The organism is Pseudomonas sp. B21-017 (assembly GCF_024749245.1).
Lineage (GTDB): Bacteria > Pseudomonadota > Gammaproteobacteria > Pseudomonadales > Pseudomonadaceae > Aquipseudomonas.
Genome location: NZ_CP087194.1, coordinates 3,194,065 through 3,216,363 on the forward strand (window position 1 = coordinate 3,194,065; position 22,299 = coordinate 3,216,363).

A 22,299-nucleotide genomic window follows, 5' to 3' on the forward strand; every position below is an offset into this window, starting at 1 on the left:
AAAATCTGTTTCGTTGCGCAACGGGTCACTGTCGTTGCGGTTATGGTCCGGGTGTTCAGCCAGCAGTCACCAGGGTTTTGAGCGAGTCATCGAACTGCTTCAAGGCGCTGAGTTGCAGGTCGCGTTGTTGATCAATCTGGGCGGCAATCTCGGCTGCCGCTTTACGGTGTACCCAGACCGAAGGCATTTGTTTCTCGACGGCGCCTTCGGCCTTGCCGATGTATTGCAGGTTGGCGTCGTAGAACCGTGCGGCGAAACGCGCTTCGACCTGACTGTTGCGTTGGGTCAGCAGACGGTTATGCGTATCGAGCATCACCACCACATCCGGATGGGCCTGCAACAACGCATCGAGGTTGTTGTAGACGGTCACCGACAGGAACTGCTGCTGTAACGAACTCATCAGCCAGTCGATTGCCAACTCTGGGTCGGAGCTGTTGATGAACGCGTCGCGAATCCGCGCATCCAGCGCATCGCGCGCGCCGTTCACCGCCACATCGTGGTAACGCTCGAGGTATTGCAGGTTATCCAGGGTGTTTTCGCTGTACAGCACACCGATGGTTTGCGAATGCTGCAATCCGGTACTGGCGCCGGCGATGGGCAGAAAATGGCACGACTGGGCGTCGTCTGCGTAGGCGGTTGCAGCAGTAACAACCCCGCCCATCAACAGGGCGACAATTGCCAGTCGGGTCAATGTCTTCATCGCGCAAATTCCTTGAGCTGCGTCTTCGATGGAGGCGATTTTCCGCCTTTACCCGATCCAGCAGAACTTGCGTTTCTTGATTGTCACTATCACTTGAACCGATAGTTGCGCCGCGTGCCGATTGTTCGCTCTTTCCTCCAAGTGCCTGCTCGTTCACGCGACGCTCAGCTGATTTCTCCCCTGCGACTTTGCCGCATAAAGTGCGCGGTCTGCACGACCGATCAGTGCCTTTTCATCAGGGTCGCTGCCGTCGGCGACATAAGTCGCCACCCCAAGGCTGACGGTCACGATACCTAGCGGGCTCGACAAATGCGCAAGCTGCTCGGCCGCAATCCCCGACAGGATCGCCTCGGCAACCTTGCGCGCTCCTGATTCGTCCGTATTGGGCATCACCACGGCGATTTCTTCCCCGCCATAACGAGCCGCCATGTCTCCCGGGCGACGTACACAGTGCTTGATCGCCTGACCAATGATCCGTAGACATTCGTCTCCAGCGAGATGGCCGTAGTGATCGTTGTAGCGTTTGAAAAAGTCCACATCGATCAGGATCAGTGACAACGGGCTTGCGAGTCGCTTGGCGCGTTTGAGTTCGACATCCAGGAACTGATCGAAATGCCGGCGGTTGGCGAGGCCGGTGAGTTTGTCCTCGCTGGCGAGAACTTCCAGCGTCTGGTTAAGCTCGATCAGTGCGGTTTGAGTGGCGAGCAATTTTTCCTCCGCCCGAATACGCCGGCTGATGTGGGAAATCAGCCTGCGCCCCAGTGCGACCAGGAGCCCCAGCAACAGCAGCACCACAGCGACAGATTGCTTTGTCTGACTGAGCCACGCTTGCATTGCCTCGGCCTGCCCCACCGCAACCGTCGTGACGACAGGATATTGATCGTTTCTCTTGAACGCGTAGAGGCGATGGATGCCATCGACATTCGACGCAAAATCCACGGTGCCCGATGAGCTGTTGCGCAAGTATTCGGAGAATATCGGTGCGCGCGACAGATCACGGCCGATGTCTTCCACTTGAAAGGGATACCTCACCAGCAGGCGCCCTTCGGATGAGGTCAGGCTGATCGCGCCGAATTGCCCCACATGGATGCTTCGATAAAGTTTGAGGAAGTGTTCAAGGCTGATGGTCGCGGCGATTACCCCGGCAAAACTTCCATCAGGGTGATCGATGCGTCGGCTGACCGAAATCACCCAGGCGCACGTGGCCCGGCTGAGAATCGCCGGGCCGATATAGATACCGCGATCCGCGACATCTCGGTGATGCTTGAAGAACGCCCGATCTGCGTTGTTGCTATTGGATGAGATCAGCATGTTGGTCGAGAATAGCCAGTCCCCTTGGGCGTCATACAGCACCACACTATTTAATTGCGGGAGCGCATCCATCTGCTGGGCAACCAACTTGCTCAGCCGTTCGAGTTGCTCCGGGCCGGTGCCGTCTTTCTCGATCCTTTCTGTCAGGCCCAGCAACAGCACTTCACTTTGCTTGAAGGTGCCCTCGGTGTAAGTGTTGAGCGCGTGAGTCAGGTTCAATGTATCGGTATTGATGTCGCTCAAGGTGTTCTGTCGGGCTGTCCATGTCTGCCAGGCCGTCAGCAGCACCACGGAGACACACACCAGAAAGATCAGAAAAGTGGCAAGTCGAAGATCGCGTTTCAAGGAAATACCGGGCTGTTGAGTACACTGGCGTTAAAGGCTGTGCATTATAGAAGGCTTTTGGCCAGCATTGCTGATGCATATGGATAGGTCAGCCCTGCGCCGGGAATGCTTCCACTCTTAGTTTCTCCATCACCAGTTCAATGAAGGCCGATACCGCCAACGGCAGATGCTGCCGGCTCGGGTAAAGCACGTGCAGGCCAAAGCCCACACGCTGGAAGTGTGGCAACACACGTACAAGTCGACCCGCCTGAAGATCGAGCATGGCGAGCGTCGGCGGCAGCAGTGCGATGCCCAGGCCGGCCACCGTAGCCTTGCGCAGTGCCTGGGCCGTGTTACCGGAAAAACGGCTGGCGATTTGCACCTCTTCCTCCACGCCCTCTGGTCCGGTCAGACGCCAGGTGGTGAAGCCGCTGGGATGGGCGAAACTCACGCAGTCATGGTTCACCAGGTCCTGCAGCGTACCGGGCATACCGCGAGCAGCGATGTAAGCCGGACTCGCCACCAAGCCCTCGCTGCCTGCACTGAAGAGCTGGCGCCCGACGTAGCCTGAGTCTTGCAGCGGACCGCCGCGAAACGCGATGTCGATACGCTCGGCGATCAAGTCGGCGCGGGCATCACTGAGCACGAAGTCAAGCCGCACCCGCGGATGCGCGGCAAGAAAGTCAGCCACCCATTCCATGGGGAAGAAGTCGAAGAAATCCGCCGTCGCCGCGACGCGCACCAAGCCGCTGGGTTCCTGGCTGCCCGTCATCAACTCGTGCCCCGCCTCGATCAGCCCGTCCACCGCGCCCACGCAGCGCTCGTGAAAAACCTGCCCGGCATGAGTCAGCGTCAACTTGCGCGTGGAGCGTTGCAGCAGTCGTGTGTCGAGTTGTGCCTCGAGCTGCTGGACACGCCGGCTGACGGTGTTGGGCGGCATGCCCAGCCGCCGCGCCGCTTCGGCAAAGCTGCCGCTGCGGACCACTTGGACAAACAAGGCAATGTCATTCAAGTCGAGCATAAGGCGATAATTCCAGCAAAAAATGGACGGGCTCAATCCAATTGTGCCATCTAATCAACCAATCCGGGCACGCTTATCCTTCTTGCATCGCGGCAGTTAGCCCTCTAACTGCGTTAACCACAGGCAAGGACATCGTTTTCCATGACTCAAACTTCATCCCTCTCCCCTATTCAAAATCGCATCCTTTGGGGTGTTCGCATCTTTCTGGCCTTGGCGTTCGCTGCGGCCGGCATCGCCAAGCTGGCCGGCGCTCCACAGATGGTTCAGGTGTTCGATGCCGTCGGCCTTGGGCAATGGTTCCGCTACCTCACCGGTGCCATTGAAGTGGCTGGCGCTGTGTTGTTGCTCATCCCGGTCACGAGCTTTTTCGCCGGGCTGCTGCTGACGGCGACCATGACCGGCGCAGTGGTTACGCATCTCTTCGTGATTGGCGGCAATCCCGCCCCTGCCCTGGTGCTGTTGGCGATGTCTGCCTTCGTGGCCTGGCGGCAGAAGCCCGCGGCCTTGCTCGGTGCAGCGCGCTGATCCATGCCCAAGGCGATCGGCTCAAGACTTGAGGAAAACCTATGAACAGCATCATCGCCACACCAACGCGCACCATCGTTCACCGCACATCCGGCAGCACTCACGGGCCGATCACGCGACTCATGAGCCCTGGCGACCTAGGCCAGTTGTTGAAGCCTTTTGTGTTTCTTGATCTCTTCGGCTTCAAGCCCCAAGGCGGGCAGAAAGGTTTCGGCATGCACCCGCATTCAGGGATCGCAACACTGACCTACATGATTGAGGGCGGCGTGGAGTACGAAGACACCACGGGCAAGACGGGCGTGCTGCCCACCGAAGGTGTGGAGTGGATGCGCGCCGGTAATGGCGTGTGGCACGACGCTAAACCAGTCGGCGACAGCTCAATATCGGGCTTCCAACTCTGGGTCGCCCTGCCCGCTTCGCACGAAAACACACCGGCGGAAAGCCTCTACCTGGCGCCCTCGCAGATCCCGCAAGCAGGCCCGGCGCGTGTGCTGCTCGGACGCTATGGCGCAGCGCAAAGCGCGATTGCAGCACCTTCGGACATGAACTACCTCGTCGTGCGCTTGAAAGATGGAGAGCGCTGGCGCTACACACCTCCCGCCGGCCACAACGTGGCGTGGCTGGCGGTCAATGCCGGTCGGCTGGGCGTTGGTGGCCCGGTCAATACTGGCGAGTTGGCGGTGTTCGAGGAGTCAGACCAACCCATCGATTTCGTGGCGCACGGCGACACGTCTTTCGTGCTGGGCTCGGCGGTGAAGCACCCACATGATTTGGTGATGGGGCGTTATTCAGTACACACCAGCCGAGCGGCACTGGCGCAGGGCGAAGCTGAAATTCAGCGTATTGGCGCGCGTCTGTTTCATGAGGGACGGCTGGCCTAGCACTCGCTAATGCCATATCTGCATCACTTGGTAAAAACCTGATATGTTGTACGATGACAGATGAGTATGCGTAATTCATCTGTCATCCTCGCACCTATAACAACAAGGAATTACCCATGAAAAAAGTGAAGCTAATTATCGGTTTTTTATGCCTGTTCAGTGGCTACGTGGCGGCCTCCCCCGCATCGAGCGAGAAGGATGTTGCCGCTGCGGTAGACCATCTGACTCAAGCGATGCTGACCAAAAACGTCCCTCAACTGAATGCGCTCACCGCTGATAACCTGTCCTACGGGCATTCCAGCGGGAAAATCCAGGACAAGAAAGAATTCATCGCCGACATCGAAACCGGAAAAAGCGCTTTCAAAACGCTGGAGATGCAGAACCAGAAAATCACCGTCTCGGGTGATGTGGCGTTGGTCCGCCATCATTTTTCGGCGCAAGCCATCAAGGGCACCGAGATTGTTCCCACAGAAATCGAGAACTTTCAGATCTGGCAAAAGCAGCAAGGAAAATGGTTACTGGTAGGACGACAAGCGTTTCGGCTCTGACTGTCGCGTAAGCCGGTTTTCGGCCATCGCGCGGCCACTCCTCAGTCCCTTGCGGCGAGAATTAAGTGGGGGTGTCAGGCAGTTGCAATGCTGGATCGCGAGCAAGCCCGCTCTCACACTGGATTGCCTGTGAACACATTATTTGTGCACGTCAGCGATCACATATGGGAGCGGGCTTGCTCGTCCGTCGCTACACCGCTAGACAGCAGCCTTGAACCCCTCCTCCCTTTGCAACGCCCGAGCCTGTGCGCCACGTTCCTACGATTTGCCCGGGAGCGAATGCGGTATGTCAGGCAGACCGCGTCAGTCGTATACACGACCGCTTCGCAGCCGAACGCAGCCTTCGGCAACTGCTATGGATCGCGCTGGGAGCCAGGCAATCAGCCGTCAATCATCCTCATGCAACTTGATCCCACGCTTATGCAGCAAATACGGCACCAACAGCACCAACAACGTCACCGCCAGCACCGACGCCGCAATCGGTTGCGTCACAAATATCATCCAGTCGCCCTGGCTGATGGATAAAGCATTACGTAGCTGTTTTTCCGCCATCGGCCCCAGCAGCATGCCGACGATCACCGGGGCGACGGGGAAGTCGAAGCGGCGCATCAACACCCCCGCCCAGCCGATGCCCAGCATCAGGAACAAGTCGAAGGTTGAGTGGCGCATGCCATACACGCCGATGGTGGCGAATACCAGGATCCCGGCGTTCAGGTACGGCCGAGGGATTTGCAAGAGTTTGACCCACAGCCCCACCAGCGGCAGGTTCAGCACCAGCAGGATGACGTTGCCGATATACAAAGAGGCCACCAGGGTCCAGACCAACTCGCCCGAGGTCTGGAACAGCAGCGGCCCCGGTTGCAGGTTGTAGTTCTGGAACGCCGCCAACAGAATCGCCGCCGTGGCGGAGGTCGGTATGCCCAGGGTCAGCAGCGGCACCAGTGAGCCGGTGGCGCTCGCGTTGTTCGCCGCCTCGGGACCTGCGACGCCTTCGATGGCGCCTACGCCCTTGCTGGCGGCGAATTCTTTCGGGTACTTGCTGAGTTTGCGTTCAGTGGAATAGGACAGGAACGTCGGGATTTCCGCGCCACCGGCCGGAATCGATCCGAAGGGAAAACCGATCAAGGTGCCCCGCAGCCACGCCGGGACCGAGCGCTTCCAGTCTGCGCGGGTCATCCACAACGAGGTCAGGCGGTGTCGGCTGGCCGTTTCTTCCTTTTGGTAAAGTACGCCGTACAAGGCCTCACCGACGGCAAACAACCCCACCGCGACCAGCACCACTTCGATGCCATCGACCAGTTCGGGAACTCCCAAGGTGTAGCGGGCAATGCCTGACGTCGAGTCGAGGCCGATCAAACCGATGGTCAGCCCGATGCCCAATGAAGCAAAGCCGCGCAGCATCGACGCGCCGAGCACTGCCGACACGGTGGTGAAGGCCAGCACCAGAATCGCGAAATACTCCGCCGGCCCGAATTTCAGCGCCAGCGTGGCTACGAGGGGCGCGAACAACGTCAGCAAGATCGTTGCGATGGTGCCAGCCACGAATGAACCGATGGCGGCCGTTGCCAGCGCCGGGCCTGCCCGTCCGTTGCGGGCCATGAGGTTGCCTTCCAGGGCCGTGACCATCGAGGATGACTCCCCTGGCGTGTTGAGCAGGATCGAGGTGGTGGAGCCGCCAAACTGAGCGCCGTAATAGATGCCGGCGAACATGATCAGTGCCCCGGTCGGATCGACCTTGGCGGTAATCGGCAGCAGCAAGGCGACGGTCAGCGCCGGGCCGATCCCCGGCAATACTCCGATTGCAGTGCCCAGCAGACAACCGATAAAACCCCACATCAGATTGATCGGTGTCAGCGCGCCAGCGAAGCCGACGGCCAGATTCGAGAGAATATCCACCTTGTCGACCTCCTTCGGCCTGGATCAGATCCAGGCGTTGATCAAGGGCGGAAGGGAAACCCCTAGCCCGGCGGTGAAAAGCCAGTAGATCGGCAGTGCCAGAGCGATGCCTATGGCCAGGTCCCGCACCGGGCTGCGGCTGCCAAAGCCCCGCGCCGAACAGGCAAACAGCAATGCAGCAGCCAATACGAAGCCGATGTAGGAAATGAGCAACGCCACGCCCAGCAGCCCTGCCGTAACCCAGGTCGCCCCGGACTTGCCGCCGGGCTCGGCCCCGGAAGTCTCATGATCATCGGCGAGGTTGCGAAAACCACCGGTGAGCGCCTGATAGCCCATCAACAGACCGACGGCGCCCAGAAATGCCGCCACGGCATAGGGATAGACGTAGGCCGGCATGATGACGAACCCCATCTCGGCGGGAAACCGCGAGGCGCCGACCGCCAATACCGCACTGATCACGACAATACCGACGCCAATCGCCAGTTGGGCCGGCCTTACGCTCCAGCGCCCGGCCATCTCAAAGCAGCCCGACCTTGACCAGCATCGCGCGCAGGCGTCCGTGCTCCTCATCGACGAATTTGCCGAAATCATCCCCGGTCAGAATGCTCGGCGACCACGCATTGGTTTTTACGTTTTCCTGCCATACGGCGCTTTTGGTGGCGGTCAGCACGGCTTCCGTCAGTGCCTTGCGCTGTTCAGGCGTCAGGCCCGCGGCGCCGTAAACACCCCGCCAGTTGCCGATCGTCACGTCGTAGCCAGACTCTTTGAGCGTCGGTGCGTCGATGCCTTCAACGCGGTTGGGCGCGCCGACGGCCAGTAAGCGGAACTGTTTGGACTGCACGTATTTGGCCAGCTCAGCGTAGCCGCCGGTGATCACCGTGATGTGCCCCCCCAGCACCGCGGCAACGACTTCGCCGCCACCGGCGAAGGCAACGTAATTGACCTTATTGACGGGGATGTCCATTTTGCTCGCTAGTTCGGCGATGCCGATGTGGTCGATCGACCCCTTGGAGCCACCGCCCCATTTGATGCTGGACGGGTTGGCTTTGAAGTCCTTGAGCAAGTCCTCCAGGGTTTTGTACGGCGAGTCGTCGCGTACGGCGATCACGTTGTATTCGGTAAACAGCCGGGCGATCGGGGTTACGTCCTTCAAGGTGATTTGCGGTTTGTTCTGCTCGATGGACGCGACCATGATCGCGCCGACCACGATCAGCGCATCGGGGTCGCCCTTGGTGGCGTTGGCAAATTGCGCCAACCCCAGGGTCCCGCCGGCGCCACCCTTGTTCTCGAAGGTGGCGGCTTTGGCCGTTTGGGCCTCGACCATGGCTTTGCCCAGGACTCGCGCGGTCTGGTCATAACCGCCACCCACGGAACCTGGGGCCATGAACTTGACGGTGTCCAGGGCAAAAACGGGGGATGCGAGTGCGGCGGCGGTAATGAAAGCGGCGAGGTTGCTGCTGAATCGACGGGCCAGTGCAAACATGAGACGTCTCCGGATAGCCGTTCTTGTTGTTTTCGATCAGGGAGAGCCCCTGTTCGGTGAGCATTCGTCTGGAAACAAGCGTAGGTCATAGATGTGTTTGTTGACGGCCTTTGTGCTGATGCGCCGTTAATCAAAGACAGCACATCGACTCAATATCCGCATCGAAATCTACGCAACCATAGGCCCTGTGAACCACCCACAATCCACTTGCAAGGACATCATCATGGCCATCGCAAAAGCAGCACCTGGCAAAACCCTGCTGAACCCGACCGACCACACCCTGATCATGATCGATCACCAGTCGCAAATGTCCTTTGCGACCAAGTCGATCGATGCCGTCACCCTGCGCAATAACGCCGCACTGGTGGCCAAGGCAGCCCGGGGCTTCAAGGTGTCGACCATCCTCACCACCGTTGCCGAGAAAAGCTTCTCCGGCCCGATTTTCGACGAAATCAAATCGGTGTTCCCGGAACACAAAGTGATCGACCGTACCAGCATGAACACCTGGGAAGACGAGCGCATTGCCGTTGAAGTCAACGCCATCGGCAAACAAAAAATCGTCCTGGCCGGCCTGTGGACCTCCGTGTGCATCGTTGGCCCGGCACTGTCGGCCCTCGACCAAGGCTTCGAGGTGTACTTCATCGCCGATGCCTGTGGCGATGTCTCCATCGAAGCCCATGAAATGGCCGTGCAGCGCATGATCCAGCTCGGTGCCCGCCCAATGACTTCGCTGCAATACCTGCTTGAACTGCAGCGCGACTGGGCACGCACCGAGACTTACGACGAGACGGTGAAAACCTCCATCGCCAACGGTGGTGCCTATGGTCTGGGCCTGATCTACGCCAAGACCATGTTCCATGCCTCTGAAGGCCATTGAGAATAAATAGCGACTCTTCGGAGTCGCTGTTTCAAGCGGGAGATCCGTCATGTTTTCTTTACAAACCCTCCCGCGCATTTCCGGGCGGAAGGACGTACCCAGGGCGTCCTTCTGGCTCTGCGTGTTTTTTGCCGGAACAGCCCTGGCGGATGAGACACCGGATTCCGCGCAAGGATTTCTCGAGGGCGGGAAGCTTGAGGTGCTCAGTCGAAATTTCTTCCTCAACAGCGACTACCGCTCACCCCAGCCTTCGGGCAAGAACTACAAACAAGAGTGGGCTCAAGGCTTTATTGGCTCATTTGAATCCGGATTCACCCCCGGCACGCTGGGTTTCGGCGTCGACAGCCACGCGTTTATGGGGCTGAAGCTCGACGGCGGCAAAGGGCATTCGGGAACCGGGTTACTGCCGCTGGACAGTGACGGTCGCAGCGAAGACAACTATTCCAGTGCCGGTGGCGCGCTGAAAATCAGGGCCTCCCGAACCACCCTGGCCTTCGGTGAAATGACCGTGGAAACCCCAGTGTTCGACACCTCCGACAAACGCCTGCAACCGGAATACGCCACGGGCTTTCTGTTGAACAGCAACGAAATCGACAACATGAAACTGGTGGCTGGTCATTTCACGGCGTTCAAGAATCAGGACAACACAACAAGCAAGGGCAACTTTTACGGCTACGGCGCCAACACCGAAGCTGGTGGCATCACGTTTCTGGGCACCGACCTGTTCACAAACAGTCCTGTCGGCGGCGCGTTGTACGCCTCCGAGCTGAGCGACACCTGGCGCCAGTATTACGCCAACCTGCACCTGAAACAGTCCGCCGTGTTCCTCGACGCCAACCTGTACCGCACGCAGGACACCGGCAAGGCACTGGCCGGTGCCATCGACAACACCGCCTACAGCCTCTCGGGCAAATACACCCTTGATGCCCATGCCTTTACCCTGGCCTGGCAACGCATCAATGGCGACACACCGTTCGACTTCGTCGGTGGCGACTCGATTTACCTGGCCAACTCGATCAAGTACGCCGACTTCAACGGCGCCCATGAACGCTCCTGGCAGGCACGCTACGACCTCGACCTCGGTGCTTATGGCATCCCCGGCCTGAGTTTCATGACGCGTTATGTCCGGGGCAGCGACATCGACGGCACCCGAGCGCCCAAGGGTGGGGCCTACAACCCGTTCGACCCGACCATCGGCGAGTACGTACCTCAACAGGGCGATGGCGGGCGGCATTGGGAGCGCGACATCGACCTGCGCTACATCGTGCAGTCAGGCTCCGCCAAGGGGTTGTCACTGCAACTGTCCCATGTGTCTCATCGGGCCAACACCGCTCAGGCGGGCGATGACATCGACAGAGTTTACGTCGTCATCCAGTACCCGCTGACCTTCGGGCACCTGTGATCGAGATCACCATGGAAATGGCGGAAGGCAGCCGGAGTCGAACCTGCCCGGGAACGGATGCCGTCCCCAACCGGGTTTGAAGCCCGGCCGCGCCACCGGGCGCGATTGCCTTCCTTGAAGTCAGACTGCGGCTTGTTGGGCCAGTGCATTGTCGAGCCGGATATGGCGTCGATCGCCAAAGCGGCGGGTCAGGCCGAGCCGGTCGAAGTACTCAAGAATCTGAATACTGCGCTTGCGCCCCAGGCCCACGGCATCGCGAAACCCGACGACCTGGATCACCGGGTTATCGCTGGCCAGTTGCACCAGCATAGCCGCCAATCGGCGCAGCAGCGTGTCGGTGTAAAACAGGTCGCGAACGATTTGATGCAGCAGTCCCAACCGGGCCATCTTGCGCAGCAGCAGGCGCACGGCAGCCTCGTCATGGCCAGTGGCTTTGGCCAGATCACGCACCCACGGCGGATCGAAACCCGCCTGTTCGAACAATGGCTGCAATTGTTGCCAGAGGCTTTCGTCGTCCTCGCTCAAGCGCACTTGGTGATCGGGTAAATGCAGCCACGGGCCGCTGGCCGTCATTGCACCACTGGCCAGTAATTCGTCGAGCAGGCTGATAAAGGTCGACCGTTCCAGCACGCTGCCGGCGAAGCGACGCAGGCGATCCCGGTCCGGTCCCATCTGGTCCGGTTCGAGTTGATGAAAGCGTGCGAGGTGTTCCAGCAGCGGCGCTTTCAGCGCTTCCCAACGCACCGCACTGAACAACAATGGCCCCTGCCGCGTATCGATGAGACGCACGTCATCAGGCAATTCCCAAGTCTCGCGCGGACGGTTGAACTGACGCTCCAGGCGCAGCGGATCGAGCCCGGTGTCGCTGTTGGCCAGCAGCGCCGGCAGTGCCGCTTCCAGGCTATTGGCGGTGGACAGCGCCTGTAGCTGCGCCAATCGCTCAGGGCTGCGACGATGTCGGGCCGGGGCGAACGGGTCCAGCACTTGGCCACCGCCAAGGGTGCGTTGGGCGCTTTGGTCGCGCAGGATCAAACGGTCGCCCTTCACTGCCAACACCGGTACATTGACCAGCAGTTGCGCGAACATCTGCCCGCCCGGTGCCAGGCTGGAACCTTCCAGCAAGGCCACCCGCCCCGTCACGTCCTGAGTTCCAATATGTACATGCACCGGTTGAAAGTGTTCGAAGCTTCGCGCTTCGCTGGTCAACACGCTCATCCGGATATCCAGACGCTGGGTCGGCGCATACAGCCATTCGGCCACCAGCCAATGGCCACGGTGGATCTGCTCCAGGGCCAGACGCTCGGCACTCAGGTTCAGCGCGACGCGCTGCCCGGCCATTGCGTTGTCAGCGGCCTGGTTTTGCGCATGCAGGCCACGTACTCGCACCAGTTTGCCCTGCGGGCTCAACATCAGCGTATCGCCCACCGCCACTTGGCCGGACAACGCCGTACCGGTCACCACGATGCCGGCGCCGGCCACGCTGAAGGCCCGATCAATCGCCAGACGAAAACCGCCGCCGGTGCTGCGTTGAACAACCTCATGCTGTGCATCCAGCAAGGCTTGGCGCAGTGTCTCGATGCCCTCGCCAGTGACACTCGACAGCGGGATTTGCGGCGCGCCGGCATACGGGCCGGGCGCCAGTAATGCATCGATCTGCTCACGAACAGCCTGCACCCGAGCCGGGTCAACCCGGTCGCACTTGCTGATTGCAATCAGTGCCCGAGGGATGCCCAGCAACTCGACAATCGCCAAGTGTTCACGGGTTTGCGGCATGACGCCGTCATCGGCCGCTACCACTAGCAACACCAGATCAATCCCTTGAGCGCCGGCCAACATGTTGTGGGTGAAGCGCTCATGGCCGGGCACGTCGATAAAACCCGTCAGGGCGGCGCCCGGTTCCAGCGCCGCATAGACATAGCCCAGGTCGATGGTCATGCCACGTTCGCGTTCTTCGCGGCGACGATCACCGGCCTGCCCGGTCAGTGCCTGGAGCAAGGAAGTCTTGCCGTGATCGATATGCCCCGCCGTGCCGACAATCACCCGTCCCGGCCCTCCTCCTGCAGTTGATCGAATTGCGCCAGCTGATTGAGCTGCGCCAGCCACGCGGCTTCGTCGTCGAGTTGACGCAGGTCGAGCCACAAGGCGTCATCGTCAATGCGACCGAGCACCGGAATGGGCAGTTGCCGTAATGCTGCCTCCAGCCCTAGCAACCGTCGCCCACGCAGGCGTTTGGAAACGTTGGGCCGCAGGCATAACGCCGCGCTGGGCAATCGGGCCACGGGTTGGCTGCCGCTGCCGATCATGCCCAGTGCTGGCACCGCGCTGACGCTCCAGCCATCGCCCAGCACCTGCGCCAATGACGGTTGCAGGCGTTCGGCCTGGGCGAGGATGTCGGCTTGGGGCCGGGTCAATAGACGCAGACTCGGCAGTCGTTCGGCCAGACGATCGGGATCGCGGTACAGCGCCAATACGGCTTCGAGGGCGGCCAGGGTCAGTTTGTCGACCCGCAAGGCACGCTTGAGCGGATTCTTCTTGATCCTGGCGATCAGGTCTTTGCGGCCGACAATCAATCCGGCCTGAGGCCCGCCAAGCAGTTTGTCGCCGCTGAAGGTGACGACGTCCGCACCGTCGAGCAACGCCTGGCGCACCGTCGGTTCGGCGGGCAACCCCCAGCGTGTCAGGTCCAGCAGGCTGCCGCTGCCGAGGTCTTCGAGCAAGGGCAGTCCGTGGCGGTGAGCCAGCTGCGCCAATTCCGCCGTCGGCACTCTCGCGGTGAAGCCTTCGATGCTGTAATTGCTCGCGTGTACGCGCATCAGCAGACCACTGTGCGGGCCGATGGCGGCCTCGTAATCGCGAGCATGGGTGCGGTTGGTGGTGCCCACCTCATGCAACCGCACCCCGGCGCGGGCCATGATGTCGGGAATGCGAAACGCGCCGCCGATTTCGATCAACTCTCCTCGGGAGATGATCCCTTCCTTGCGCGCGCCCAGGCTGTTGAGCGTCAGCAACACGGCGGCGGCATTGTTGTTGACCACCGTCACCGCTTCGGCGCCGGTCAGTTCGCGGATCAAGCCTTCAATCAAATCGTCCCGGTCGCCGCGCTTGCCGCTGTGCAGGTCGAATTCCAGATTGAGCGGATAGCGTGCAGCCCGTTGCACCGCTTCAATGGCTTCTTCCGGCAACAACGCGCGACCGAGGTTGGTGTGCAGCACCGTGCCTGTGAGGTTGAACACCCGGCGGATCTGGCTGCGATGCTGAATTGCCAGACGCTCACCTGCCCTCCCCGCTAATACGTCGGGGGCGATTTCAATGGCAGCGAGTTCACCGTTGTGCACCGGCTCGCGCAAGTCATCGAGCAATTGCCGCAGGCCGGCCAGCAGTGCGTCGTGTCCGTAACGCTCGGCCAACGGTTGGCAGGCGGGATGGCGTAGCAGGCTGTCGATGGAAGGCAGCCGCAAGGTTTTGCCGGCGAGGGTTGCGGGCATCAGAGGCTCCCGGAAGCGAGTGACCGTCGCGTCTGAGTGTAGCCGCTGGGATCGATAAGCTCAGTCGCCTCCGGGCGCCAGCAGCAGATTGGGCGCTGGCCGCTGATAGCCTTCCTGCTCCAGACGCATGTCCAGCATCAGGCTGGACAGGTCCGCCGACAGGGCTTCGGCTTCGGCGTCGTTTTCCAGGTAGAGCAGTTTCGAGTAGCTGTTGCAGCCGGGGCAGACTTCCGCCCGCAGCGGTGCCTGATTGGCAGCGTGGCGATCATCCTCGAAGCTGACGTATTCAAGCCCCTTGCTCTGTTCGCAATACACGCATTTGACCCGCACCACATGCCACTCGCAGGCACACAACGAGCACACCAGATAACGCAAACCGTTGTATTTGCCGCGATGACGAATCACCCCGGCCATCGCCGGCGAACCGCAGGCCGGGCATTGGCTGAGGCTGTCGCCATGCTGTTGCTGTAGATGGAGTTCAAGGTTGGGCGTGTTCAGCAGCCAATAACTCCAGGCCGCTTGCAGCGCGGCACCGAGAAACGGCACCAGCGCTGCCGGCAGCATCGAGTACTGGCCGCTGACCAGGGCAATCGCCCACGCCTTGAGCAGCCCAGGGTTCGCGCTGCGCAACGTCGCCACGGCGTTTTCTACTGCAGCGTGTGGCGAAGGCTGATAGCGTTGCAGCAAGGCTTCGAGATAGGGCAGCCAAACGTTCCAGGCGCAACGCGCGCAGGGTGAACAGGTTGTTCGGCGGCAGGTACAAAAACGGCGGTGAACTCGCCGCCGCTTCTATTTGCCCGGGCTCGAGGATTGTGGCCAAGGGATCATCCTTTTTTGCTGATCGGTGGCTCTGGCGTTTCGTCGCCGGTCACTTCCCGGTACCAGAGCTCATGGTGTTTTCTCGCCCAGGCGCGGCTGACCCGGCCACGCACCATGGCGTGGACCGAACCGCGAATCCAGATACCAGCATAGACGTGGACGATGATGCTCAACACCAGGATGAACCCTGCCAGCGCATGCAGCAGCATCGCCCAGCGGATGCTGGTGATGCCGAAGTACGCACTGAACCAGGCACGCCAGATCACCAATCCGCTGAATAGCAGCACCAGCATGCAGATCAACAATACCCAGAACAGCAGCTTCTGCCCCGGATTGTATTTACCGATGGGCGGCACGCCCTCCTCCTCGTTACGGATCACATGCCCGACACGCCTGAGCCACAGCCGGTCGTTGGTGATGAAGTAGTTCGCCCGCCAGAAACTGCACACCAGGCCGAGGAACAGCACAAACATCGTCACGCCCAGGTACGGATGCAGAATGCGCGTCCACGAACCGCCGCCAAACAAATTGCTGAGCCAGAACAACCCCGGATGAAACAAGGCCAGCCCCGACAACGCGGCCAAGAGGAACACAATCGCCACCAGCCAGTGGTTGGTGCGCTGGTTGGCGGTGTAGCGTAGGATCGGTTTGTCGTTCATGGCCTGTCCTCCCCGCCCGGTTTGGTCGGATCGAATGTGTGCACCGACGGATCGAACTCATGCACGGCAGGGTCGACGGTGGTCGGATGTTCGTCTTCCTCGATCAGTTGTGGCCCGACACGCACGTAGTGGAAGAACCCGGCCAGCACCGCCGCGCCCATGGCCAGCAGCGCCAGGGGTTTGCTCAGGCCTTTCCACAGGTCCACCAGCGGACTGATCGCCGGGTGATCCGGCAGCCCGGCATACAACTTGGGCGTGTCGGCGTGGTGCAACACATACATGACGTGGGTGCCACCGACGCCCGCGGGGTCATACAAACCGGCGTTGTCGAAGCCGCGGCTCTTGAGGTCGACGATGCGTTCGGCGGCGTGTTCCTTCATGTCTTCCTTGCTGCCGAACACGATGGCGCCGGTCGGGCAGGTTTTCACGCAGGCCGGTTCCAGCCCCACCGCCACCCGGTCCGAACACAGCGTGCATTTATAGGCCTTGTGGTCCTTTTGCGAGATGCGTGGAATGTTGAACGGGCAACCGGTGATGCAATAGCCGCAGCCGATGCAGTGGTCCTGATCGAAGTCGACGATGCCGTTGGCGTGTTTGATGATCGCGCCGGGGCTCGGGCATGCCGCCAGGCAGCCGGGCTCGGCGCAGTGCATGCAGCCGTCCTTGCGGATCAACCATTCGAGGTTGCCGGCGTCGGTTTCATGCTCGGTGAAGCGCATCAGGGTCCAGGTGTCTGCGCTGAGGTCGTGAGGGTTGTCGTAGGTGCCCAGGTTGTGACCGACATCGTCGCGTAGCTCGTTCCATTCCGAGCAGGCGACCTGGCAGGCCTTGCAGCCGATGCACTTGGTGGTGTCGATCAGCTTGGCCACTTCCTCCTGGGTGCGCACCGAGGGCGGCACGGTGGTGGTGGCCGAACGGGCGATGATGTCTTGGCTGGCCATTTAGACTTTCTCCACGTTGACCAGGAATGACTTGGATTCCGGGGTCTGTGTGTTGCCATCACCGAGGAACGGCACCAGGGTGTTGGTCAGGTAACCGTGGCGGGTGGCGCCGGTGAAACCCCAGTGCAACGGGATACCGATCTGGTGCACCACCTGATTGTTGACCTGCAGCGGACGAATCCGCTTGGTCACCACCGCCACTGCTTCGATATGTCCGCGCTTGGAACTGACCCTAACCCGGTCGCCAGCGGCAATCCCCTTCTCCTTGGCCAGCGCCTCGCCGATCTCGACGAACTGCTCGGGCTGGGTCACGGCGTTGATCGGGCAATGCTTGGTCCAAAAGTGGAAGTGTTCGGTCAGCCGGTAGCTGGTCGCCGCATAAGGGAAGTCCTTGGCCTGGCCCAGGGTGTCCCAGACCGAATCGAAGATCCGCCCGGCCGGGTTGCTGGTCGCCTGTTTGTTATTGGGGTGCATCGGGTTGATGCCGATGGGCGTCTCGAACGGTTCATAGTGTTCGGGGAATGGCCCTTCGTTCATCTTGTCGAGGGCGAAGAACCGCGCCACGCCTTCGGGGTTCATGATGAACGGGTTCATCCCGGCTTCCGGCGGCACATCGACCTTGTAGTCGGGCACGTCGGTGCCGGTCCAGACCTTGCCGTTCCACCACACCAGCCGCTTTTTCGCATCCCACGGTTTGCCTTGAGGGTCGCAAGAGGCGCGGTTGTAGAGAATCCGTCGGTTCGCCGGCCAGGCCCACGCCCAGCCGAGGTTCTGCTTCATGCCGTAAGGATCACTGTTGTCACGACGGGCCATGTTGTTGCCCTGCTCGGTCCAACTGCCGCAGAAGATCCAGCAACCGGAGGCCGTGCTGCCATCGTCCTTGAGCTGGGCGAAACCGGACAGTTGCTGACCGGCCTTGACCACCGCACCCGAGGCGTCGGTGACATCGGCGATGGCGTAGCCGTTGAATTCCCGGGCCAGTTCTTCCGGTGTCGGGTCATCCGGTACTTTGTAGGGCCAGTCGAGCTTGAGGATCGGCTCGGCCCAGGCGCCGCCGTTGGCCTGGTAGCGCTGGCGCAGGCGCATGAACAGCTCGGCCATGATCTTCACGTCGGTACGCGCCTGTCCCGGGCCGTCGGCCCCCTTCCAGTGCCATTGCAGCCAGCGGCCGCTGTTGACCAGCGAGCCGTTTTCTTCGGCGAAACAGGTGGTGGGCAGACGGATGACTTCGGTCTGGATGTCGGCCGTTTGCACATCGTTGTAAGGCCCGACGTTGCGCCAGAACTCCGAGGTCTCGGTGGCCAGCGGGTCCATCACCACCAGCCACTTGAGTTTGGCCAGTGCCTTCATCACCCGGTTCTTGTCCGGCAAGGCGGCGATCGGGTTGAAGCCCTGACACATGTAGCCGTTGACCTGGCCCTTGCCCATCATGTCGAACATTTTCAGGATGTCGTAGCCGGGAATATCCAGTTTCGGCAGCCAGTCGTAGCCCCAGTGATTCTCGGCGGTGGCATTGGCGCCGTACCAGGCTTTCATCAGGCTGACGTGGAACTTGCCGTAGTTCTGCCAGTAGGACATCTGCCCGGGACGCAGCGGTTTGAGGGCGCGTTTGGCGATGTAGGCGTTGTAGTCCTGTTCGGCTTCGGACGGCAGGGTCAGGTAACCGGGCAACAGGTTAGACAGCAAGCCGAGGTCGGTCAGGCCCTGGATGTTGGAGTGCCCGCGCAAAGCGTTGACGCCCCCGCCCGGCATGCCGATGTTGCCCAGCAGCAGTTGCACCATGGCCGCGCTGCGGATCATCTGCGAGCCGATCGAGTGCTGGGTCCAGCCCAGGGCATAGAGAATCGTCATGGTCTTGCCCGGTTGCGCACACGTGGCAATCTCTTCCCAGATTTTCTTCATCGCGTCGGTGGGCATGCCACAGACCTGACTGGCCAGCTCCAGGGTGTAGCGGCTGTAATGCTGCTTCATCAATTGATAGACGCAGTGTGGGTCCTGCAAGGTCGGGTCGACTTTGGCAAAGCCGTCCTCGCCGATCTCATACCCCCAGCCGGACTTGTCGGTGTAGCTGCGCTTGCTCGCGTCGTAACCGCTGAACAAGCCATCCTCGAAACCGTAGCCGGCCTTGACGATGAACGACACGTCCGTATAGCTCCGCACGTATTCGTGCTGGATCTTGTCTTCGGTCAGCAGGTAATTGATCAGCCCGCCCATGAAGGCGATGTCGGTGCCGGTGCGGATCGGTGCGTAATAGTCCGCCACCGAGGCCGTACGGGTGAAACGCGGGTCGACCACAATCAGCCGCGCCTTGTTGTGGGCTTTGGCTTCGGTCACCCATTTGAAACCGCAAGGGTGCGCTTCTGCTGCGTTGCCGCCCATCACCAGAACCAGATTCGCGTTGGCGATATCGGTCCAGTGGTTGGTCATGGCACCACGGCCATACGTCGGGGCAAGACTTGCCACCGTCGGGCCATGTCAGACACGTGCCTGGTTATCGAACCCCAGCATGCCCAGACTGCGAATGACCTTGTGGGTGATGTAACCCGCTTCGTTGGACGAGGCCGAGGCCGCGAGGAAACCGGTGGTCAGCCAGCGGTTCACCGTTTGCCCCTGGGCGTTCTTCTCGATGAAGTTGGCGTCACGGTCGGCCTTCATCAGGTCGGCGATACGGTCCAGCGCTTCATCCCAGGAGATCCGCGTCCACTCCTTGGTGCCGGGCTTGCGCACTTGCGGGTATTGCAGACGGCTGGGGCTGTGAATGAAGTCGAGCAGGCCTGCGCCTTTTGGGCAGAGGGTGCCGCGATTGACCGGGTGGTCGGCATCGCCTTCGATGTGAATGATGCTCTGGGCGACATTCTTCGCATTGTCGCCCTGGCTGTACATGATCAAGCCGCAGCCGACCGAGCAGTACGGGCAGGTGTTGCGGGTTTCATGGGTATGGGCGAGCTTGAAATGACGCACTTGTTCGGCGAAGGCTGGCGTCGGGGCCATGCCCAGCGCGCCAAGGGTGGATCCTGCAAGGCCGAGACCAGCGACCTTGAAGAACTGACGACGGTTGAGGTCCATCGTGCACTCCTGATCAGGTGGAAACCCGGTGCGTTGGCCGGGTTTTTCTGGACGATCACGGTGACGGCAACGGAACTACCGCCAATTAGAACTTTAGACAATGTTGTGGTGCACGGTCTGAAAACCGACCGTCGGCGGCTTGCCGGTCATGCCCTGTTGCACAACTCGCCAGCAGTGAAGGTTGGCGCTTATCATGGTCGCCGGATTACCCCCTCTGCCTTTTATGAGACTGAGCATGACTTTCGATTTTGATCAGGTGTTCGACCGCCATGGCACCGGCAGCACCAAGTGGAGCCGCTACCCGGCCGACGTGTTGCCGATGTGGGTCGCGGACATGGACTTCGCCGCACCACCGGCGATCATTCAGGCCCTGCAAAAACGCCTGGAACACCCGATGCTCGGTTACAGCGTGGCCCAGGATGACTTGCGTGACGCCATCGTCGCCGACCTGTGGGACAAGTACGCCTGGCGTGTGCAGCCCCAGGAACTGGTGTTCCTGCCGGGTATCGAATCAGGCTTCAACATGGCCCTGCATGCACTGGTTCAGCCGCAACAGAACGTGGTCGTGCAGACACCCAACTACCCACCACTGCGCCATGCGCCGGGCCACTGGCAGCTGAACAAGGTCGAACTGGACTTCAACGTGCTGGCCGATGGCACGTACGCCACGCCACTCGATGCCTTGCGCCAGGCTCTGCAAGGCGGTGGCGCGTTGCTGCTGAGCAACCCGCATAACCCGCTGGGCAAGGTCTTCCCTCGGGAAGAACTGCAAGCGGTTGCCGACATCTGCCTGGAACAGGGTGCCTGGATCATCTCCGACGAGATTCATTCCGAGCTGTGCTTCGATGGGCGCGTGCATATTCCGACCGCCTCGCTCAGCCCGCAGATCGCCAAGCGCACCATCACCTTGATGTCGGCGAGCAAGGCCTACAACATCGCTGGCCTGAAGACTGCGTTCATGATCATTCAAGACGCAGCGCTGCTCCATCGCGTCAACCATGCCCGCTGCGGCATGGTCGACAGCGTCAACCCGCTGGGCCTGGAAGCCACCCGCGTCGCCTACAGCGAAGGCCGCCCATGGCTGACCGAACTCATGGCCTACCTGCAAAGCAATCGGGACTATCTGGTGGAGGCCGTTCGCACGCGGTTGCCGGGCGTGACCATGAACGTTCCCCAGGGCACTTATCTGGCGTGGCTCGATTGCACGGCACTGGGGCTGGACAACCCGCAGCAATTCTTCCTCGAACAGGCCAGAGTCGGGCTGAGCGCCGGGCTGGATTTCGGCGATCACGCCCAGCAATTCGTGCGCTTGAACTTCGGCTGCCCACGGGCGTTGCTGGAAGAAGGGATTGCGCGGATGGAGCGTAGTTTGCGCAACCGCTGACTCGTGCGGCAACCACGGATCAACTGTAGGAGCTGAGCTCCTACAGCGCGGATTATCGGTACACGTATTTGACGATGTAAGCGTACAGCTCGTTGTAGACGAAGTTCGGGACATAGCGGGCATGGGTCCGGGACTTATGCAACGCCACATGACATTCTTTGACCATTTCGTCCCGGTCGGTCATCGCGAAGACATGTTTGTCGATGATGCCGGAATAGACACCGTGCGAAAAATGCGCGTTGAGTGTCGTCGAGTCGATTGCTCCGTTGGCGGCCTTTGTGTAGGTGCTCTGAGCGCGCAAGACACGGTCTTTCAAACCACCAAACCCACGCTCGTACAAGATGATTTGCGAGCCGCTGATCGCCTTTGCGGCTGTCTCGAAGGCCGGGATGATCGCTTGTGCATATCTCATGCTGGCCTCCAGCTTTGATGCCGGGAGAAATCTTTCCATTTCCTGATCTTCCAGGCTTTTCAGTGCTCTTTTGATGCTCGATACATGAGCGAACTCCTGATTGCAGGCGACGATGTGAGTTTCGAACTGGTAGCCGGCAGCCGTCGCCGTCGGTGGGAAAGCCGCGAAATCGATGCTGTCGAATGCACATTCCATGATGATGTTGTATTTGTTTTTAAACGCCTCGGTGAAGATCTTCGTGCTCACATCCCGGACAAAAGCCTCCGTATGTTCATAAGCGTGCAGGACACCGAGTTTGATCATTTCTGCGTATTGAGGGTGTTTTTTTCGGTATTCGGGCAAGTACAGCCGGACATAATTGGCATAGCGGCTGGTGGGCAAAAGGCTTTTTTCCAGCAGATAGGTTTTACCCGAGCCCTGTACCCCCGCGACAATCAGCATCTTGGGGAGTGTTTCGGCGGTGATGCCACTGAATAATGTGGTGGTGATTTCAGTGAACGCTGCGGTGACTTGTTCTGGCGTGTAAGCGTAATTCGGTGCTACTGACATACCTTGATTTCCTTAT

Annotated in this window: 18 protein-coding genes, 1 tRNA gene and 1 pseudogene; 6 read left to right on the forward strand and 14 right to left on the reverse strand. The window is 60.5% G+C overall.

The features are described from left to right. Positions 1 to 55: 55 nt before the first annotated feature. The 3 genes from LOY28_RS14405 to LOY28_RS14415 form a co-directional block, all read right to left on the reverse strand. Complete coding sequence (locus LOY28_RS14405) at positions 56 to 700, reverse strand: ATPase (RefSeq protein ID WP_258614352.1); 645 nt, start codon at positions 698 to 700, stop codon at positions 56 to 58. A gap of 153 nt (positions 701 to 853) precedes the next feature. Further along, positions 854 to 2,356 carry a sensor domain-containing diguanylate cyclase gene (locus LOY28_RS14410; RefSeq protein ID WP_258614353.1) on the reverse strand — a complete coding sequence of 501 codons (1,503 nt, stop codon included), beginning with the start codon at positions 2,354 to 2,356 and terminating at the stop codon, positions 854 to 856. A gap of 88 nt (positions 2,357 to 2,444) precedes the next feature. Further along, positions 2,445 to 3,356: a LysR family transcriptional regulator gene (locus tag LOY28_RS14415; protein ID WP_258614355.1), complete on the reverse strand. Its 912-nt coding sequence runs from the start codon at positions 3,354 to 3,356 to the stop codon at positions 2,445 to 2,447. Between the two features lie 141 nt (positions 3,357 to 3,497). Here LOY28_RS14415 and LOY28_RS14420 point away from each other — a divergent pair, with 141 nt between their 5' ends. The 3 genes from LOY28_RS14420 to LOY28_RS14430 all read left to right on the forward strand — a co-directional run bounded on the left by LOY28_RS14420 (position 3,498) and on the right by LOY28_RS14430 (position 5,310). After that, positions 3,498 to 3,881: a DoxX family protein gene (locus LOY28_RS14420; RefSeq protein WP_018925955.1), complete on the forward strand. Its 384-nt coding sequence runs from the start codon at positions 3,498 to 3,500 to the stop codon at positions 3,879 to 3,881. 41 nt (positions 3,882 to 3,922) lie between these two features. Further along, the gene (locus LOY28_RS14425) at positions 3,923 to 4,762 is read left to right on the forward strand and encodes a pirin family protein (protein WP_258614356.1); all 840 of its coding nucleotides are present in this window, start codon (positions 3,923 to 3,925) and stop codon (positions 4,760 to 4,762) included. Between the two features lie 116 nt (positions 4,763 to 4,878). Continuing rightward, positions 4,879 to 5,310, forward strand: coding sequence for a nuclear transport factor 2 family protein (locus LOY28_RS14430; protein WP_258614357.1), 432 nt, complete (start codon positions 4,879 to 4,881; stop codon positions 5,308 to 5,310). Positions 5,311 to 5,697: 387 nt separating this feature from the next. Here the strand turns inward: LOY28_RS14430 and LOY28_RS14435 are convergent, their stop codons facing one another. From LOY28_RS14435 to LOY28_RS14445, 3 genes are read right to left on the reverse strand one after another with little or no spacing between them, the layout of a single operon-like run. Beyond that, positions 5,698 to 7,206, reverse strand: coding sequence for a tripartite tricarboxylate transporter permease (locus LOY28_RS14435; protein WP_258614358.1), 1,509 nt, complete (start codon positions 7,204 to 7,206; stop codon positions 5,698 to 5,700). 24 nt (positions 7,207 to 7,230) lie between these two features. After that, positions 7,231 to 7,722, reverse strand: coding sequence for a tripartite tricarboxylate transporter TctB family protein (locus LOY28_RS14440; protein WP_111453354.1), 492 nt, complete (start codon positions 7,720 to 7,722; stop codon positions 7,231 to 7,233). Between the two features lies 1 nt (position 7,723). Further along, on the reverse strand, positions 7,724 to 8,689 hold the full coding sequence (locus tag LOY28_RS14445) for a tripartite tricarboxylate transporter substrate binding protein (protein ID WP_018925961.1): 966 nt from the start codon (positions 8,687 to 8,689) through the stop codon (positions 7,724 to 7,726). Positions 8,690 to 8,912: 223 nt separating this feature from the next. Here LOY28_RS14445 and LOY28_RS14450 point away from each other — a divergent pair, with 223 nt between their 5' ends. Beyond that, positions 8,913 to 9,566 (forward strand): hydrolase, encoded by a 654-nt coding sequence (locus LOY28_RS14450; RefSeq protein WP_028940578.1) that lies wholly within the window; start codon positions 8,913 to 8,915, stop codon positions 9,564 to 9,566. Positions 9,567 to 9,615: 49 nt separating this feature from the next. Then, entirely contained in the window at positions 9,616 to 10,968 is a 1,353-nt protein-coding gene (locus LOY28_RS14455; protein ID WP_155944796.1) for an OprD family porin, read from the forward strand. An 18-nt stretch (positions 10,969 to 10,986) separates the two neighbouring features. On the opposite strand, the gene LOY28_RS14460 is transcribed toward LOY28_RS14455, so the two are convergent. The 7 genes and pseudogenes from LOY28_RS14460 to fdnG all read right to left on the reverse strand — a co-directional run bounded on the left by LOY28_RS14460 (position 10,987) and on the right by fdnG (position 19,938). After that, positions 10,987 to 11,082: transfer RNA gene (locus LOY28_RS14460), tRNA-Sec, on the reverse strand. Between the two features lie 6 nt (positions 11,083 to 11,088). Beyond that, positions 11,089 to 13,008, reverse strand: a complete 1,920-nt coding sequence (gene selB / locus LOY28_RS14465) for a selenocysteine-specific translation elongation factor (RefSeq protein ID WP_258614364.1) — start codon at positions 13,006 to 13,008, stop codon at positions 11,089 to 11,091. Next, positions 13,005 to 14,453: an L-seryl-tRNA(Sec) selenium transferase gene (gene selA, locus LOY28_RS14470; RefSeq protein ID WP_258614367.1), complete on the reverse strand. Its 1,449-nt coding sequence runs from the start codon at positions 14,451 to 14,453 to the stop codon at positions 13,005 to 13,007. The genes selB and selA overlap by 4 nt, the downstream gene beginning before the upstream one ends. A 60-nt stretch (positions 14,454 to 14,513) precedes the next feature. Further along, a pseudogene (gene fdhE, locus LOY28_RS14475) lies at positions 14,514 to 15,273 on the reverse strand (formate dehydrogenase accessory protein FdhE). Between the two features lie 4 nt (positions 15,274 to 15,277). Further along, positions 15,278 to 15,931 (reverse strand): formate dehydrogenase subunit gamma, encoded by a 654-nt coding sequence (locus LOY28_RS14480; protein ID WP_258614368.1) that lies wholly within the window; start codon positions 15,929 to 15,931, stop codon positions 15,278 to 15,280. Beyond that, positions 15,928 to 16,872 carry a formate dehydrogenase subunit beta gene (gene fdxH / locus LOY28_RS14485; protein WP_258614369.1) on the reverse strand — a complete coding sequence of 315 codons (945 nt, stop codon included), beginning with the start codon at positions 16,870 to 16,872 and terminating at the stop codon, positions 15,928 to 15,930. Before fdxH ends, LOY28_RS14480 begins: the two co-directional genes overlap by 4 nt. Beyond that, positions 16,873 to 19,938 carry a formate dehydrogenase-N subunit alpha gene (gene fdnG / locus LOY28_RS14490; protein ID WP_258614370.1) on the reverse strand — a complete coding sequence of 1,022 codons (3,066 nt, stop codon included), beginning with the start codon at positions 19,936 to 19,938 and terminating at the stop codon, positions 16,873 to 16,875. Positions 19,939 to 20,173: 235 nt separating this feature from the next. Between fdnG and LOY28_RS14495 the strand changes: the two genes are divergently transcribed. Further along, a complete protein-coding gene (locus LOY28_RS14495; protein ID WP_258614371.1) occupies positions 20,174 to 21,322 on the forward strand; it encodes a MalY/PatB family protein in 1,149 nt (382 codons plus the stop codon). Between the two features lie 52 nt (positions 21,323 to 21,374). On the opposite strand, the gene LOY28_RS14500 is transcribed toward LOY28_RS14495, so the two are convergent. Then, positions 21,375 to 22,283, reverse strand: a complete 909-nt coding sequence (locus LOY28_RS14500) for a zeta toxin family protein (protein WP_258614373.1) — start codon at positions 22,281 to 22,283, stop codon at positions 21,375 to 21,377. Positions 22,284 to 22,299: the final 16 nt, after the last annotated feature.

What these genes read in the sequence shown, in the direction of transcription:
- LOY28_RS14480 (WP_258614368.1), bottom strand. Translation starts at nt 15,931, where the DNA reads ATGAACGACAAACCGATCCTACGCTACACCGCCAACCAGCGCACCAAC.
- LOY28_RS14425 (WP_258614356.1), top strand. Translation starts at nt 3,923, where the DNA reads ATGAACAGCATCATCGCCACACCAACGCGCACCATCGTTCACCGCACA.
- selA (WP_258614367.1), bottom strand. Translation starts at nt 14,453, where the DNA reads ATGCCCGCAACCCTCGCCGGCAAAACCTTGCGGCTGCCTTCCATCGAC.
- LOY28_RS14405 (WP_258614352.1), bottom strand. Translation starts at nt 700, where the DNA reads ATGAAGACATTGACCCGACTGGCAATTGTCGCCCTGTTGATGGGCGGG.
- LOY28_RS14415 (WP_258614355.1), bottom strand. Translation starts at nt 3,356, where the DNA reads ATGCTCGACTTGAATGACATTGCCTTGTTTGTCCAAGTGGTCCGCAGC.
- LOY28_RS14495 (WP_258614371.1), top strand. Translation starts at nt 20,174, where the DNA reads ATGACTTTCGATTTTGATCAGGTGTTCGACCGCCATGGCACCGGCAGC.
- fdxH (WP_258614369.1), bottom strand. Translation starts at nt 16,872, where the DNA reads ATGGCCAGCCAAGACATCATCGCCCGTTCGGCCACCACCACCGTGCCG.
- LOY28_RS14455 (WP_155944796.1), top strand. Translation starts at nt 9,616, where the DNA reads ATGTTTTCTTTACAAACCCTCCCGCGCATTTCCGGGCGGAAGGACGTA.
- LOY28_RS14450 (WP_028940578.1), top strand. Translation starts at nt 8,913, where the DNA reads ATGGCCATCGCAAAAGCAGCACCTGGCAAAACCCTGCTGAACCCGACC.
- LOY28_RS14430 (WP_258614357.1), top strand. Translation starts at nt 4,879, where the DNA reads ATGAAAAAAGTGAAGCTAATTATCGGTTTTTTATGCCTGTTCAGTGGC.
- LOY28_RS14420 (WP_018925955.1), top strand. Translation starts at nt 3,498, where the DNA reads ATGACTCAAACTTCATCCCTCTCCCCTATTCAAAATCGCATCCTTTGG.
- LOY28_RS14500 (WP_258614373.1), bottom strand. Translation starts at nt 22,283, where the DNA reads ATGTCAGTAGCACCGAATTACGCTTACACGCCAGAACAAGTCACCGCA.
- LOY28_RS14440 (WP_111453354.1), bottom strand. Translation starts at nt 7,722, where the DNA reads ATGGCCGGGCGCTGGAGCGTAAGGCCGGCCCAACTGGCGATTGGCGTC.
- LOY28_RS14445 (WP_018925961.1), bottom strand. Translation starts at nt 8,689, where the DNA reads ATGTTTGCACTGGCCCGTCGATTCAGCAGCAACCTCGCCGCTTTCATT.